Raw genomic sequence first — 15,488 nt, forward strand, 5'->3', positions numbered from 1 at the left:
ACTCGGAACCGGAAGATGCTTCGTGGCAAGGCTTCTCGCGCTCCGCGAGCACGGAACCCGATTCCTCGCATAATTGGACATCGGTCATATAAGTGCCACTAACCCCAAGGTGGCCGCAACCTGCCCCGGAGGCCACGACAAGGGCGTACGTCCCGCTGTTTTTTACGACCGGTGTCCCCGACTCGGTTAACAACCGAGCCAACGATGAATAGAATCCTCCTGTCGGCCACACTTCCCCACCTCAGACAAGAGGACGGCGATGTCGCGATTCACCTCCCCCGATTTCCTGAGGCAGGCGGGGACCCGTCAGGAGCACGCCAATCCCCCACCCGCCGTCGACCTGACCCGGCCGAGCCTGGCCCGGTTGCACTCCTTCCACCTCAAGGGCAAGGACCACTTCGAGGTGGACCGCGACCTCGCGGTCGCCGCCGAGCAGGTCGCCCCGGGCTTCCAGGACCTGGTCCTGGGCGAGCGGGCGTTCCTCCAGCGCGCGGCGCGCCACCTCCACGAAGAGGCGGGGATCGACCAGTTCGTGCAGTTCGGCGCCGGACTGCCCGCCCCCGGGGACCCGCACGAGATCCTCCCGCGGGCCCGGGTCGTGTACGCCACCGACGACCTCATGGTGCTGGCCCACCACCGGGCACTGGTCCGCGAGGACCGCGCCGCCGCCGTGGAGGGGGGCCCCACCCGCCCGGCCGACCTGTTCGCCGACCCCGTCCTGCGCGACCTCATCGACCTGGACCGCCCGGTGGGCGTGCTCATGGCGGGCGCCCTCTCGCACGTGGCCGACGTCGACACCCCGGCCGTGCACATGGCCGCCCTGCGCGGGCTGCTGCCCGCCGGCAGCCACCTGGTGTTCAGCCACTACCACCGGCCGGACGCGGCGGTCTTCCCCAAGGACGCCAACCGGGCCGAGCAGCTCCAGAACGTCTTCCGCCGCCACCTCAACTCCGGCTACTGGCGCACGCGCGAGGAGATCCTCGGCCTGCTCGACGGCTGGGAGATCCTCAGCCCCGGCCTGCTGGAGGTGCAGCGCTGGCGGACCCTGCCGGTGGCCCCGCCCGTCCCGGGCAGCTACCAGATGCCCCAGCGCAACCGCCGCCTGCTCTACGGCGCCGCCGCCCGCGTCTGAGCCGCCGGGCCGCACCCGCGGCTCGGCCGGCACCTCTCCGACGGCCGCCACCACGACAGCGCCGTCACGCCGTCCGACACACGCGAAAGGGCCCCTCTCACCCGAGAGGGGCCCTTCGCCATGGCTCCCGCGATTGGACTCGAACCAATAACCTGCCGGTTAACAGCCGGCTGCTCTGCCAATTGAGCTACGCGGGATCGCGTGTCGGGAACAGCCTAGCGCCCCCGCCGAGGGAGGCGCCAACGGTTTTCCCCTGCTCCCGCGATTGGACTCGAACCAATAACCTGCCGGTTAACAGCCGGCTGCTCTGCCAATTGAGCTACGCGGGATCGCGTTCACCAGGGGCCCTGCGGGCCGTGGCGACACCAATAGACTAGCGCCCTTCCGGAGTGCTCGTGACCGGTGTCGGCCCGTGTGGGCGCCACCACGACAGGGTAACGTGCGAGACACGGAACACCACGACCGTCTCCGAGGCCTGAAGAGGGTACCCATGCGCTACCGGATCACTTTCGTCGCCGGACTCGCCATCGGCTACGTCCTGGGCGCCAAGGCCGGCAGGGCCCGTTACGAACAGATCGTCCGCACCGCCCGCAAGGCGGCCGACAGCCCCGTCGTCCAGGAGGTCGCCGGACTGGTCGGCGCCCAGGTGAGCAGTGCGGGCCGCACCGTGTACGACAAGACCGTCGCCAAGATGCCGATCACCTCGGTACGCGACTTCCTCGCCCGGCCCACCGAGGAGGAGATCGACCTCATCGAGTGGGAGACCGTCAACGGGGAGCCCCCGAGGCGCAACGGCGCCAACGGGCACAACGGCTCCGCGGAGCACTAGATGGGCCTGCTGGGCTGGGGCGTCCCGGCCGCCGTGCGCTCCCGGCTGGAGCGGGGCGAGCGCGTGCTCGCGCACGCTCCCGTCTCCGCCGGGGGCGACGCGGTGCTGGCGGCCACCACCCGCGCCCTGCACCTGCCCGACGGCCGCACCGTGCCGTGGGAGGACATCGACCGGGCCCGCTGGTCGCGCGAGGAGTTCTCCTTCGTCGAGGAGGGCAGCGGCGAGCACACCGTCGCCCTGCGCGACGCGGTGGACTACCGGTCGCTGGCCGAGGCGGTCTCCGAGCGGGTCACCGCCACCATCCTGGTGAACCGGTTCGTCCCCTTCCCCCGCCCCGACTCCACCACGGGCTTCCGCCTGGTGGCCCGGCGCAGCCCCGGCGGCAGCGACGCCTCCTGGCGCATCCACCTGGGCGAGGGCCTGGACGAGAAGGACCCCCGCCTGCCGGACGCGGTCTCCCGCGCCCTGGACCTCCTGCACGACCAGATGGGCGTCTAGGACCCGCTCATCGGACGCCCCTGTCCCGCCGGGCGAGGTGGCCGGGCTGCGGCCGCAGGCCGTCCGTCGGGGGCGGTGGCGGGCGACGGACGGGCCGAAGCGCAGCGGAGGTCCCCAGAACACCGTCTAGGGCCGGTCCCCGCGCGCGTCCAGGCCGCGGGCGAGGAGTTCGGCCAGGTGCAGCGGGCGGCGCCCGGCGCCCTGGAGGATCTGGGTGCGGCAGCTGTAGCCGTCGGCGAGGACGAGGGTGTCGGCGCCGGCCGCGCGCACGCGGGGCAGCAGTTCGCGCTCGCCGATGGCGGCCGAGACCTCGTAGTGGCCCTCGGTGAACCCGAAGTCCCCCGCCAGCCCGCAGCAGCCCGCGTCCAGCACCTCCCCGTCCACGCCCGCCCGGGCGATCAGCTCGCGGTCGGCGTCGAAGCCCAGCACCGCGTGCTGGTGGCAGTGCACCTGCGCCAGGGCGGCCGCCGGGATCCGCGGCGGGCGCCAGTCCGGGGCGTGCTCGGCGAGGAAGCCGGCCAGGGTGTGCACCGCCGCGGCCACCCGTTCGCTCTCCGGGCCGGGCACCAGCTCCACCAGGTCGTGGCGCAGCGCCGCGGTGCAGCTGGGTTCGAGCCCCACCACCGGCAGCCCCTCCTCCACCAGCGGCCCCAGCGCGCGCAGGGCGCGGCGCATCACGGCGCGGGCCGTGCCGAGCTGGCCGGTGGACACCCAGGTCAGCCCGCAGCACACCGGCCCCCGCGGCAGGACCACGGTGAACCCGGCGTCCTCCAGCACCCGGACCGCCGCCGCCGGGATCCGCGGGTCCATGTGCTCGCCGAAGGTGTCGGGCCACAGCACCACGCGCAGCCCGCCGGTGCGCGCTTGCCCGCGGGCGGCGCGGCGCCGGAACGCGCGGGTGAACGTGGTGCGCGCGAACCCCGGCAGGTCGCGTTCGGCCGCCACCCCCGCCAGCCGCTTGGCCAGCCGGGAGACCCCCGGCAGCCGCAGCGCCCGGTCCAGCTCGGCCGGGGCCAGCGCCGCCAGCCGGGCCCAGACCGGCAGCCACCCCATCGAGTAGTGCGCCGCCGGGCGCACCCGCCCCCGGTAGTGGCGGTCCAGGAACTCCGCCTTGTAGGCGGCCATGTCCACGTTGACCGGGCAGTCGCTCAGGCAGCCCTTGCAGGACAGGCACAGGTCCAGGCTCTCGCGCACCTCCTCGGAGGCCCAGCCGTCGGTGACCACCTCCCCCACCGCCATCTCGAACAGCAGGTGGGCCCGGCCACGGGTGGAGTGCCGTTCCTCCCGGGTGACCTGGTAGCTGGGGCACATGACCCCCGGGCCGTCGTGCCTGCGGCACTTGCCCACCCCCGAGCAGCGCCGCAGCGCCCGCGCCGGGTCGCCGCGGTCGTCCCGGTAGGCCAGCGTCGCCTCGTCGAGCAGGGGCAGCGGGCGCGCCGCCAGCCGGACGTCGGCGTCCACCGGGGCCGGGTCGACGATCACCCCGGGGTTCATCACCCCGGCGGGGTCGAAGAGCCGCTTGAAGTCGGCGAAGGCCCGCAGCAGCCCCGGCGGGTACATGCGGGCGAGCAGGCCCGAGCGGGCCCGGCCGTCGCCGTGCTCCCCCGACAGCGAGCCGCCGTGCGCCACGACCAGGTCGGCGGCCTCCTCCAGGAACCCCCGATAGGCGGTGCGGCCCGCCTCCGTGGTGAGCTCGAAGTCGATGCGCACGTGCAGGCAGCCGTCGCCGAAGTGCCCGTAGACCACCCCGTACCGGCCGTGCCGCTCCATGAGGGCGTCGAAGTCGCGCAGGTACCCGGCCAGGTTCTCCGGGGGCACGGCCGCGTCCTCCCAGCCCGACCAGGCGTCCTCCCCGGCGGGCGTGCGCTGGGTGAGCCCGGCCCCCTCCTCCCGGATCCGCCACAGGGCGCGCCGGTGGGCCGGGTCGGACACCACGAGGGAGTCGGCCGGGCGGGCGGCGGCGGGCAGCGCGGCGAGCATGTCCCGGGCGGCCCGCCCGGCGTCCTCGGGGTCGGCCCCCGCGATCTCCACCAGCAGCCAGGCGCCGCCCTCGGGCAGGGCCACCCGGGTCGTGCCGGGCCGCCCGTCCAGGACGTCGACCATCCGGCGGTTGATGCCCTCGACGGTGAGCGGGGCGTGCCCGAGCAGGTCGGGGACGGCGTCGGCGGCGGCCGGGGCGTCGGGGTAGCCCAGCACGGCCAGCGCCCGGGCCCGGGGCGCCTCCACCAGCCGGACGGTGGCGCGCAGCACGAAGACGCAGGTGCCCTCGGTGCCGACCAGGGCGGCGGCGACGTTGCGCCCCTTCTCCGGCAGCAGCCGGTCCAGCGAGTAGCCCGAGACCCGGCGCCGGAACGCGGGCATGGCTGTGCGCAGTTCGGCCCGGTGCTCCTCGGCGAGGCGGGCCAGCCCCCGGTACACCTCGCCCTCCCGGCCGGGGCGGCGGGCCAGCTCCGCGAACTCCCCGGCGCCGTGCCGGGAGCCGACGGTCATCCGGGTGCCGTCGGGGAGCAGCACCTCCAGGGAGACGATGTTGTCGGCCGTGGTGCCCCAGGCCACGGAGTGGGAGCCGCAGGAGTTGTTGCCGACCATCCCTCCGATGGTGCAGCGGCTGTGCGTGGCGGGGTCGGGGGCGAAGGTCAGGCCGTACCCGGCGGTGGCCGCCCGCAGCTCGTCCAGGACCACCCCCGGCTGGACGGTGGCCGTGCGGGCGACCGGGTCGATGTCCTCGATGGCGGTGAGGTGGCGTGAGGTGTCGACGACCACGCCCGGGCCGATGGCGTTGCCCGCGATGGAGGTGCCGCCGCCGCGCGGCGTGACGGGCACGCCGTGGGCGGCGCAGACCCGGACGGCCGCCGCGCAGTCCTCGACCGTGGCGGGCAGCACCACCCCCAGCGGGACCACCCGGTAGTTGGAGGCGTCGGAGGTGTACAGGGCGCGGGTGCCGGGGTCGAAGGCGACGGTCCCCCGGACGGCCTCCTCCAGGTCCCGGCGCAGGGACTCGGTGTCGGCGGACGGGGCGGGCTGCGGGGTCTGCTGCGGGTCGGCCATGGCGCCAGGGTGGCCCCCCGACCGCACGGGGCGCAACCGCGCCGCGCGCTCAGCGCAGGGCCTCGTCCATGGCGCGCACGAGGTCGCCGGTCGGGTCCATGTCCAGGTTCCACACCATGAGGCCGCCCAGACCGCGGCCCAGCACGTAGTCCCCCTTGATCGCGATGACGGCCGGGTCGTCGTAGGCCCACCACTGGTCGCCCGCCCGCACCGCGAAGGCGCCCGCCTCCTCGTCCAGGTACCGCTCCCCCTCCAGCTCCTCCAGCTCGGAGAACGCCATGGTCGGGCCGTCGTAGGCGTCGTCGGCCGGCCGGGCCGGGAGGCCCAGCCCGTCGCCGGAGCCCTCCACGCCCTGCCAGCCGCGGCCGAAGGCGGGGATGCCCAGCACCAGCTTCTCCGGCGGCGCCCCCAGGTCGACGAACCGGGTCACCGCGGCGTCGGCGCTGTTGGCGTCGGGGTCCGCCGCGGGCGGGTAGAGGTTGGAGTGGTAGGCGGTGACCTCGCTCCAGGGGCCGGAGAAGTCGTAGCCCTGCACGGTGGCGAAGTCCAGGTGGTCGAAGATCGCCGGGTCGTAGGCCCCGGCCTGGTCCGGGGCGCCCGACAGCGACGCCGACAGGGTGTACTCGCGGCCGGTCTCCTCCGACAGGGCGTCGAGCTGGCGGCGGAACTCGGCGACCAGCAGCGTGAAGTTGGCGGCGTCGCCGGGGTCCTCGACGTTGTGCGGGTTGCCGGCGCCGCCCGGCCACTCCCAGTCCAGGTCGATGCCGTCGAAGATCCCCGCGGCCGCCCCCACCCCGCCCTGGGGCTCGCCCCCGCGCACCGGCAGGTTCCCGCGCAGCCACAGGTCCACGCAGGAGGACACGAACGCCCGGCGGGACTCCTCGGTGCGGGCGGCGGTGGAGAAGTGCCGCGACCAGTTCCAGCCGCCCAGGGACAGGCTGGCCCGCAGGTCGGGGTACTCGCCCTGGAGCAGGCGCAGCTGGTACAGGCTCCCGGCCAGTTCCTGCTCGTACTCGTCGGCCTCGCCGCTCACGCTCTCGCGCGCGGAGTAGCGGCGCTGGTACAGCTCCCAGGACTGCTCGTGGCCGCCGGGGATGTGGCACAGGCCGTCCTCGGAGATGTCGCCGAAGGCCCACATGAGGCGGTCCAGGCGGGCGGGGGCCCCGCTGTCGGCCAGGTTCCCGATGGTGAAGTCGCGGTTGGCCACGTTCCAGTCCGCGAAGTAGCCGATGCGCAGGGGCCGGTTGCCGTTGGCGATGACGAAGACCCCCGTGATCAGGAGCGCGGCCGCGAGGGCCGCGCCCAGGGCGAGCAGGCGCCGCCGGCCCGGGTGGGCGTTCCGGCGCCGGTGGCTCCGTGGCGGTGTGGCTTTCACCCTTCCGACCGTAGGGGCACCGGGTCACGAAACCCGCCGGTTCGGCCCGCATCGGCCACATCAGGCCGCGCGGCCGCCCGCGGGAACCCCTCCCCGCCCCCGGCCGTTGTAGGCCCAGGCGCCCGGCGGGGCGCCGGAGGGGACACGGCGGGGCCCGGAGGGCGCGCTACAGGAAGTCCCGCAGGGTGCCGGCCCGGGAGGGGTGGCGGAGCTTGGCCAGGGTCTTGGCCTCGATCTGGCGGATCCGCTCGCGGGTCACCCCGAACTCGCGGCCGACCTCCTCCAGCGTGTGCGGGTGGCCGTCGGCCATGCCGAAGCGCAGGCGCAGGATGCGCTGTTCGCGGTCGGACAGCCCGGCCAGGATCTCGGTCAGGTGCTGCTGGAGCAGCGTGAAGGCGGCGGCCTCCACCGGGACGACGGCGTCGGAGTCCTCGATGAAGTCGCCGAAGTCGGCCTCCTCGTCGCCGATCGGCGCCTGGAGGGAGACGGGCTCGCGGGCGATCCGCTGGATCTCCAGGACCCTCTCGCCGCCGAACCCGGCGGCGTGGGAGATCTCCTGGATATTGGGCTCGCGGCCCAGCTGCTGGTGCAGCTGGTGCTGCACCCGGACGAGTTTGTTGATGGTCTCGACCATGTGCACCGGAATACGGATCGTGCGCGCCTGGTCGGCGATCGCGCGGGTGATCGCCTGGCGAATCCACCAGGTGGCGTAGGTGGAGAATTTGAAGCCTTTGGTGTAATCGAACTTCTCCACCGCGCGAATCAGCCCGAGGTTGCCCTCCTGGATGAGGTCGAGGAAAAGCAGGCCCCGCCCCATATAACGTTTGGCGATCGACACCACCAGCCGGAGATTTGCCTCTATGAGTGCTCGCTTGGCCTTTTTGCCCGCTTCTATGATCGCGTCGAGTTCGTCCCCCGTGCGCACTCCTTCGACCGGTTCGCACCGTTGCGCGTACAGGCCGGCCTCGACCGCCTTGGCCAGCTCCACCTCCTCCTCGGCGGACAGCAGCGGGACCCGGCCGATCTCGCGCAGGTAGAGCCGTACCAGATCCGACCCCGAGCGCCTTCCCGGGTCGGGGACGAGGGGCGTCTCCTCGCCGTCGGACACCTCCACCCCGGCCCGGGCCAGCAGGGCGACCGCTTCGTCCAGAGAGTCGGGGGGCGCGTCCAGGCGTTCCAGGACCGACGCGACCTCGCCGCGGCTGACCGTTCCCCGGCCCGCGTCGGGGAGCAGCCGCACCACCTGACGAATGGGCGGAATTTCATTGGTCACAACCGTGGGAGCCACCACACCATTGTGCACGTCCGCCCGCCGCCGACGGGAGGAGCATTATTGTCACCTTCGTGCTACATGCCCCCGGCGAGCTCCTCCTGAAGGGCGCGTTTGTGCTGTTGGAGGGCCATGAGCTCGGTCAGTAGCCGCTGCTGTTCCTCGGCGTCCCCGGAGCCGCCCAGACGCGACAACTCCGACTGGAGGTTTGACTCGCGGCGATTGATGGAATGAGTCCTGACTGTGCCCAGAATTTGCCGGGCGGAATGCTCGTCGAGTTCTCCGTACAACTCGAGTTGTTCCACCGCCAAACGGGTCACGAAATCGCGCTGCGCCTCGGTGGGGGCCGCCTCGCGCAGCCGCGCCGCCCAGGACGCGGGATCCCCCGCCGCGGCCACCCCGCCCTGCCCGGCGATGAGCGCCAGCACCGCCCGGTGCTGGGGGACGGTGAAGTCCTCGGCGGTGAAGGAGTCGAACCCGGCGGCCAGGCCGGGGAACTGCACGGCCACCTTCAGCGCCAGGCGCTCCCGCTGCAGGGACGGGTCGCCCAGGTCGTAGGGCGCCTCCCGGGCGTCGGGGGTGGGCACCGGGCCCGCGGCGGGGGCGGGCGCGGACCGGGCGCCCCGGGCCGTGGCCCGGCGGATGTGCTGGTTGACCCGGTTGAGCACGAAGGCCTCGTCCAGGGTACCCAGCCAGCGGTCCAGGTTCTTGCCGTAGAACCGGCGCACCCCGTGGTCGCGGATGCTCGCCACCACGGGGGCGGCGGCGTCCAGGGCGGCGATGCGCCCCTCGGGGGCGGAGAGGTCGTACTCCTCGATGACCTTGCGGATCATGAACTCGTACAGCGGCAGCGGGTGGTCGACCAGGTCGACCACCGCCTGGTCGCCGTGGTGCAGGCGCAGGTCGCAGGGGTCCAGGCCGTCGGGCTGGACGGCCACGAACGTCTCGGAGGCGAACCCGTGCTCCTCGGCGAAGGCGCGCACCGCGGCCTTCTGCCCGGCGGCGTCGCCGTCAAAGGTGAACACGACCTTCCCGCCCTGGTTGCTGCGGCCCAGCAGCATCCGGCGCAGGATCTTCAGGTGGTCCTCGCCGAACGCGGTGCCGCAGGTGGCCACGGCGGTGGTCACCCCGGCCAGGTGGCAGGCCATGACGTCGGTGTAGCCCTCGACGATGACGGCCTGGTTGCGCGCGGAGATGTCCCGCTTGGCCAGGTCCAGGCCGTACAGCAGGCGGCTCTTGTGGAAGACGGGGCTCTCGGGGGAGTTGAGGTACTTGGGCCCGTCCTCGGCGGGGTCGAGCTTGCGGGCGCCGAACCCGACCACCTCGCCGGTCACCTCCCTCACCGGCCACAGCAGCCGGTTGCGGAACCGGTCGTAGGCGCCGCGCCGCCCCTGGGCGGCCAGCCCCCCGGAGATCAGCTCGGCGTCGGTGAACCCCTTGCGGCGCAGGTGCGAGGTGAGGTTCTCCCACCCGGCGGGCGCGTACCCGAGCCCGAAGTGCTCGGCGTGCGCCCGGTTGAACCCGCGCTCGCTCAGGAAGCGGCGGGCCTCCACCGCCCCGGGCGAGAGCAGCTGCTCGGCGTAGAACTCCGCCGCGGCCCGGTGCGCGTCCAGCAGCCGCTGCCGCTTGCCCTCGTCCCGCCGCGTCGAGCGCCCCCCGCTCTCCTCGTACCGCAGCGTCACGCCGATCTGCCGGGCCAGCGACTCGACCGCCTCCGCGAAGGCCAGCCCCTCGATCTTCTGCACGAACGAGATCGCGTCCCCGCCCTCCCCGCAACCGAAGCAGTAGTACAAATTTTTCGAGGGGGTGACGTTGAAGGAGGGGGACTTCTCGTCGTGGAAGGGGCACAGGCCCTTCAGCGAGCCGCCACCCGCGTTGCGGAGCTGGAGGTACTCGCCGATCACGTCCGCGATGGGGGTGCGCTCGCGCACCAGGGCGATGTCTTCGTCTTTGATCCGGCCTGCCACGCCTCCCAGGGTAGTTCTCACCCGGGACGGTCCGGTCGGCGGTCCGCGGGCGGGGCTTCCCGTGGAGGCCACCCCGCGTCCACCTCGCCGTGGGGCGGGGGACGACTGCGGCGGGCATGATGGGCCACCCCCTTTTCTCCACGTACCAGGAGGAACCGCACGGTGAGCCCCATCCCCCTCCCCTCCGGCCGGCGCCCACGGCTGCTGCTCGGGGCGGCGAGCGCGGTCGTGGTGGCCCTGGTCGTCGCCATCGGGGCGGTGCTGGTCGACCGGTTCGCCGGCGGCGCCACCGTGGTCGAGGGCGTCGTCGGGTCCGAGAAGGTCGACTTCTTCCGCGACGAGGAGGTCGTGGCCCGGCTGGCCGAGCTGGGCTACGAGGTGCGGGTGCGCCCGCGCGGCTCGCGCCTGATGGCCCAGGACACCGAGGGCTCCGACTTCGTCTCCCCCGGCTCGGACACCGCCGCCGACCACATCCGCCGCCTGCACGGCGTCTCCACCGAGCACCGGCTGTTCAGCACGCCGATGGTGCTGCTCTCCTACGAGCCGCTCGCGGAGGCGCTACGCGAGGCGGGGGTCGCCCGCAGGTCCGAGGAGGACGGCACCTGGTCCTTCGACGTGGCCGCCTACCTGGAGCTGACCGGCGAGCACACCCGCTGGCGGGACCTGCCCGGGGACTCGGTGGGCTCGGAGAACCGCAACGAGGTGCTGGTGCGCACCACCGACCCGCGCACCTCGAACTCGGCGGGCATGTACGCCGCGGTGATCTCCTACCTGCTCAACGGCGAGGAGGTGGTCCCGCCCGGCGGCCCGGACCCGGAGATCACCTCCCGCCTGTCCGACCTGTTCCTGGCCCAGGGCCAGCCGCCGGAGTCGTCCCAGCAGCCCTTCGAGCAGTTCCGGGACCTGGGCCCGGGGCACACCCCGCTGCTGTGGGCCTACGAGGCGCAGTACGTGCACGCCATGGTGAGCGGCCCCGCCCTACCCGAGGACGCGGTGCTGATGTACCCCGAGCCCACCGTGTTCTCGGTGCACGCCCTGGTCCCGCTGACCGACGCGGGCGACGAGGTGGGCGCGCTGCTGGCCGAGGACCCCGAGCTGCGGGCGCTGGCGACCCGGCACGGGTTCCGCGCCGAGGGCGGCGACGCGTTCGCGGACCTGGTGGCCGAGCACGGCCTGCCGGTGCGCACCCGGGTCGACGACGTGGTCAACACCCCCACCTACGAGGCCCTGGAGGCTCTGCTGAGCGGGATCGAGGACGCGTACGAGGACAGCGGCATGGGTCCGCCCGCTCCCGAGGAGCGGCGCCCGGCCGCGGGTCCGGCCCGGGAGGAGGGCGAATGAGGCGCGCTGTGTCCGCCGCGGCCCTGGCGGTGGTGGTAGTGGCCTCCGGCTGCACGGCGTCCGGTTCCGGCGGCGAGGACGCGACCCTGCGCATCCTGGCGGGCAGCGAGCTGGCCGACATGGAGCCGCTGCTGGAGGAGGCCGCCGAGCGGACGGGGGTGACGGTGGCGATGGAGTACACCGGGACCCTGGACGGGCTCGCCCGGGTCGCCGCGGGCGAGGCCGAGGAGTTCGACGCGGTGTGGTTCGCCTCCAACCGGTACCTGCACCTGTACGACGGCGGCCGCGACCGGGTGCGCGAGGAGACGCCGGTCATGCTCTCCCCCGTCGTGCTGGGGGTGCGGGAGCCGCGCGCCGACGACCTGGGGTGGTCCGAGGGGGCCGAGGTGACCTGGTCCGACGTGAACGGGGCGGTGCGCGACGCGGAGTTCACGTACGGGATGACCAACCCGGGCGCCTCGAACTCGGGCTTCTCGGCGCTGATCGGGGTGGCGTCGGCGCTGGCCGACAGCGGCAGCGCGCTGACCGCCGAGGACGTGGAGCGCGTGGGCCCGGACCTGGCCGGGTTCTTCAAGGGCCAGGAGCTGACGGCGGGCTCGTCGGGCTGGCTGGCGCAGGCGTTCACCGAGCGGGCCGACGACGAGCGGCCGGTGGACGCGCTCATCAACTACGAGTCGGTGCTGCTGTCGCTGAACCGGGACGGCGCGGACCTGCGCCTGGTCTACCCGGCCGACGGGGTCATCACCGCCGACTACCCGCTGACCCTGCTGGCCGGTCCCGACGAGGAGGCCGAGCAGGGGTACGGGCGGCTGGTGGAGGACCTGCTGTCGGAGGAGGTGCAGGCCGACATCGCGGAGCGGACACTGCGCCGCCCGGTGGTGTCCGGTGTGTCCGGGGCGGACCTGCCGTCCCTGGTGGAGCTGCCGTTCCCCGCCCACCGCGAGGTGGTGGACGGGCTGGTCGCGGACTACTTCAGCGATCTGCGCCGGCCGGCGCGCACGGTCTACGTGCTGGACGTGTCGGGGTCGATGAAGGGCGACCGGCTGGAGGAGCTGAAGGAGGCGCTGGGCTCGCTGACCGGGACCGGCGGGGGGTCGCTGGAGCAGCGGGTGCAGGCGTTCCAGGAGCGCGAGGAGATCACGCTGCTGCCCTACTCCACCGAGCCGCACGAGCCGCGGACGTTCGTGGTGGAGCCCGGCAGGCTGGATGAATCGCTGGGCGAGGTGGCGGACGCGATCGGGGGGCTGGAGGCGCTGGGCGACACCGCGACCTACGACGCGGTGCTGGCGGCCTACGGGCTCGTCGAGCAGGCCCCCGAGGACGACCACCTGACGTCGATCGTGCTGATGACCGACGGCGAGGTCAACTGGGGCATGGGGCCGACGCCGTTCGCCCGGGGGCTGGAGGAGTTGTCGCCGGAGGCGGCGCGGGTGCCGGTGTTCACGGTGCTGTTCGGCGAGGCGGGCGAGGACGAGATGGCGGACCTGGCCGAGCAGACCGGGGGCCGGGTGTTCGACGCGCGCGAGCAGAGCCTGGAAGAGGTGTTCCGGGAGATCCGCGGCTACCAGTGACCGGTGCTGGCCCGCGGGCGCAGGGTCGCGGCGGGGACCTGCGCGGCGGGAGCGCCGGCGGCGGTGCCGCCGCGGCCCTCCAGCCGTTCCAGCAGCAGGCGGGCGGCCCGCTCCCCGACCGTCCGGGCCGCGGTGTCGGCGGTGGTGAGGGAGGGGACGAGGTGGGCCGCCTCGGGGCGGTCGCCGATCCCGGCGACGTGGACGCGGCCGGGGACCGCCGGTCCGGTGTCGGCGAAGGCCCGCAGCACTCCGAGGGCGAGGGTGTCGTCGGCGGCCAGCACGGCGGTGACGTCTTCTCCCGAGGCCCGGCGGGCGGTGATGAGGCGTCCGGCGGCGCGGCCCGCGGCGGGCCCGGTGCCGCCGGGGACCGGTACGGGGACGGCGGCACCGGCCTCGGCCAGGGCTGCGCGCCAGCCCGCCTCGCGTTCGGCGGCGCTGTGGGAGCCGGGGATCCCGGCGACGTGGTGCACGGTGCGGTGGCCCAGGCCGAGCAGGTGGCGGGTGAGGGCGCGGGCGGCGCCGCGGTGGTCGGGGGCCACGGCGGGTCCCAGGGGGGTGGCGGGGCCGTCGACGACGACGGTGGGCGGCGGGTCGGCGAGGGCGCCCAGGAGGTCGAGCAGGGCCGGGGGCGGGGCGACGGCCAGGCACCCGTCGACGACCCGGTCCAGGAGCCGTTCCGCGGCGGCGGGGTCGTCGGGGGGCACCGCGGTGACGAGGAGGGTGCGTCCGGCGGTGCGCACGGCCGCCTCGATCCCGGCGAGCAGCAGGTCGGTGTCGGGGCCGGGGGCGAGGAGGGCGCCGATGAGGCCGCTGCGCCGGGTGACCAGGGCGCGGGCGGTGGCGTTGGGCCGGTAGCCCAGGCGGGCGATGGCGGCGCGGACCCGTTCGGCGGTCTCGGGGCGCACGCCGGGGTGCCCGTTGACCACGCGTGAGACGGTCTGGTGCGAGACGCCGGCCAGGCGCGCGACGTCGATCATGCCGGGGGTGCCGCTCCGTGCGGGCAATGGGGGGTGCGCCCTCTCCGGTCGCCGCTTCGTCGGGGCGTCCGGCGCCGGGTGCGCCCGCGGGGGCGCGCGGGGCGCGGGCGGCCGCGACCTGTTCGTGCAGAGCAGTGTGCGCGGCTCCCGGCGGGCGCGTCAAGGGGGCCTGCGGCCGGGCCCCGGGGGCCCGGTCAGGAGGTCAGGCGTTCGTGCAGGGCGATGGCGGAGGTGTCGGTGAGCGAGGCGACCTGGTCGATGACGGCGCGCAGGGCGGCGGCGTCGTCGGGGGCGTTGGTGAAGGCGTCGCGGAACTGCGGGTCCAGGGCCTGGGGCGCGTTCTTCCACAGGGCGTCGACGAGCTCGGTGATGAGCAGGCGTTCGCGGGCCTGGTAGGCCAGGGCCTCCTCGCGGGCCATGACGAAGTGGGCGGCCACGGCCTTGAGCAGGGCGCATTCCAGGAGGGCCCGGCGGGGCACGATGAGGGTGGCGCCGTAGCGGGTGAGGCGGCCGGGGCCGTGCGCCTCGCGGGTGGCCTGCTCGGCGGCCCGGCAGAACCGGCCGATGAGTTCGCTGGTGAGGTTCTTGAGCCCGGCCAGGGAGGCGAGGTCGCCGGTGAACTCGGTGGGCCAGACGGGGGCGGCGAGCAGGTCGGCGTAGACCTCGTCGAGTTCGGCGGGGTCGGCGGTGTCGCAGTAGCGGTCGGCGGCGATGCGGACGACCTCGGCCCGTTCGGCGGGGCTGCGCAGGGCGGCCATGGAGACCAGTCCGGCGTGCAGGGCGTCCTCGACGTCGTGGACGGAGTAGGCGACGTCGTCGGACCAGTCCATCACCTGGGCCTCGAAGCAGGTGCGCCCGGCGGGGGCTCCCTCGCGCAGCCAGGCGAAGGCGTCGGCGTCGTCGGGGTAGCAGTTGAACTTGTGGGTGTCGCCGCCCTCGCCGCGGTGCCAGGGGTACTTGACGGTGGCGTCGAGGGTGGCGCGGGTGAGGTTGAGCCCGGCGCTGGTGCCGTCGGGGTCGATGACCTTGCCCTCCAGGCGCACGAGCAGGCGCAGGCTCTGGGCGTTGCCCTCGAACCCGCCGCAGTCGGCGGCGGCCTCGTCCAGGGCGCGCTCCCCGTTGTGGCCGAAGGGCGGGTGGCCCAGGTCGTGGGAGAGGCAGGCGGCCTCGACGAGGTCGGGGTCGCAGCCCAGGGAGTTGCCGAGTTCGCGGCCGATCTGGGCGCACTCCAGGGAGTGGGTGAGGCGGGTGCGCGGGAAGTCGCTCACCCCGGGCCGGACCACCTGGGTCTTGGCGGCCAGGCGGCGCAGCGCGGAGCTGTGCAGGACCCGTGCCCGGTCGCGCTCGAAGGGGCCCCGGGCCCGGTTCTTGCGGTTCTCCGGGGTACGTCTCTGGATGTCGCGGCCGGTGTAGCCGGCGACGGCGCCCTCGGCGCCCGAGGTGGTGTGCATAGGTCTGCGAGCCTACTTCCCGACAGGGA

At 74.2% G+C, this 15,488-nt stretch carries 11 protein-coding genes and 2 tRNA genes; 5 read left to right on the plus strand and 8 right to left on the minus strand.

Annotation, left to right across the window (positions count from 1 at the left end; genetic code table 11):
• Window positions 1-259: 259 nt before the first annotated feature.
• Window positions 260-1,132, plus strand: coding sequence for an SAM-dependent methyltransferase (locus ACFVNO_RS17800; RefSeq protein WP_355259914.1), 873 nt, complete (start codon window positions 260-262; stop codon window positions 1,130-1,132).
• A 121-nt stretch (window positions 1,133-1,253) separates the two neighbouring features.
• On the opposite strand, the gene ACFVNO_RS17805 is transcribed toward ACFVNO_RS17800, so the two are convergent.
• Together ACFVNO_RS17805 and ACFVNO_RS17810 are read right to left on the minus strand one after the other, a co-directional pair.
• A tRNA-Asn gene (locus tag ACFVNO_RS17805) sits at window positions 1,254-1,329 on the minus strand.
• 59 nt (window positions 1,330-1,388) lie between these two features.
• Window positions 1,389-1,461: transfer RNA gene (locus ACFVNO_RS17810), tRNA-Asn, on the minus strand.
• 161 nt (window positions 1,462-1,622) lie between these two features.
• On the opposite strand from ACFVNO_RS17810, the gene ACFVNO_RS17815 reads away from it, so the two are divergent.
• Both ACFVNO_RS17815 and ACFVNO_RS17820 read left to right on the plus strand, forming a co-directional pair.
• On the plus strand, window positions 1,623-1,961 hold the full coding sequence (locus ACFVNO_RS17815) for a hypothetical protein (RefSeq protein ID WP_220562597.1): 339 nt from the start codon (window positions 1,623-1,625) through the stop codon (window positions 1,959-1,961).
• Window positions 1,962-2,459, plus strand: a complete 498-nt coding sequence (locus tag ACFVNO_RS17820; protein ID WP_378893807.1) for a hypothetical protein — start codon at window positions 1,962-1,964, stop codon at window positions 2,457-2,459.
• A gap of 126 nt (window positions 2,460-2,585) precedes the next feature.
• On the opposite strand, the gene ACFVNO_RS17825 is transcribed toward ACFVNO_RS17820, so the two are convergent.
• From ACFVNO_RS17825 to dnaG, 4 genes are all read right to left on the minus strand, one after another.
• A complete protein-coding gene (locus tag ACFVNO_RS17825) occupies window positions 2,586-5,507 on the minus strand; it encodes an FAD-binding and (Fe-S)-binding domain-containing protein (RefSeq protein WP_378893810.1) in 2,922 nt (973 codons plus the stop codon).
• 49 nt (window positions 5,508-5,556) lie between these two features.
• Window positions 5,557-6,882 carry a glycoside hydrolase family 18 protein gene (locus tag ACFVNO_RS17830; RefSeq protein WP_378893813.1) on the minus strand — a complete coding sequence of 442 codons (1,326 nt, stop codon included), beginning with the start codon at window positions 6,880-6,882 and terminating at the stop codon, window positions 5,557-5,559.
• Window positions 6,883-7,048: 166 nt separating this feature from the next.
• Window positions 7,049-8,125, minus strand: coding sequence for an RNA polymerase sigma factor RpoD (gene rpoD, locus ACFVNO_RS17835; protein ID WP_220565278.1), 1,077 nt, complete (start codon window positions 8,123-8,125; stop codon window positions 7,049-7,051).
• A gap of 104 nt (window positions 8,126-8,229) precedes the next feature.
• Window positions 8,230-10,119 (minus strand): DNA primase, encoded by a 1,890-nt coding sequence (dnaG, locus tag ACFVNO_RS17840; RefSeq protein WP_378893816.1) that lies wholly within the window; start codon window positions 10,117-10,119, stop codon window positions 8,230-8,232.
• A gap of 162 nt (window positions 10,120-10,281) precedes the next feature.
• Between dnaG and ACFVNO_RS17845 the strand changes: the two genes are divergently transcribed.
• Window positions 10,282-11,460: a hypothetical protein gene (locus tag ACFVNO_RS17845; RefSeq protein WP_378893819.1), complete on the plus strand. Its 1,179-nt coding sequence runs from the start codon at window positions 10,282-10,284 to the stop codon at window positions 11,458-11,460.
• Window positions 11,457-13,031, plus strand: coding sequence for a substrate-binding domain-containing protein (locus ACFVNO_RS17850; RefSeq protein WP_378893822.1), 1,575 nt, complete (start codon window positions 11,457-11,459; stop codon window positions 13,029-13,031). Before ACFVNO_RS17845 ends, ACFVNO_RS17850 begins: the two co-directional genes overlap by 4 nt.
• Here ACFVNO_RS17850 and ACFVNO_RS17855 read toward each other — a convergent pair.
• Complete coding sequence (locus ACFVNO_RS17855) at window positions 13,022-14,008, minus strand: LacI family DNA-binding transcriptional regulator (protein WP_378893825.1); 987 nt, start codon at window positions 14,006-14,008, stop codon at window positions 13,022-13,024. The genes ACFVNO_RS17850 and ACFVNO_RS17855 overlap by 10 nt on opposite strands.
• Window positions 14,009-14,202: 194 nt before the next feature.
• On the minus strand, window positions 14,203-15,459 hold the full coding sequence (locus ACFVNO_RS17860) for a deoxyguanosinetriphosphate triphosphohydrolase (protein ID WP_355259890.1): 1,257 nt from the start codon (window positions 15,457-15,459) through the stop codon (window positions 14,203-14,205).
• Window positions 15,460-15,488 lie beyond the last annotated feature (29 nt).

Origin of the sequence: Nocardiopsis sp. NPDC057823, from assembly GCF_042797335.1 — a bacterium.
GTDB classification, from domain to species: Bacteria; Actinomycetota; Actinomycetes; order Streptosporangiales; family Streptosporangiaceae; genus Nocardiopsis; species Nocardiopsis changdeensis.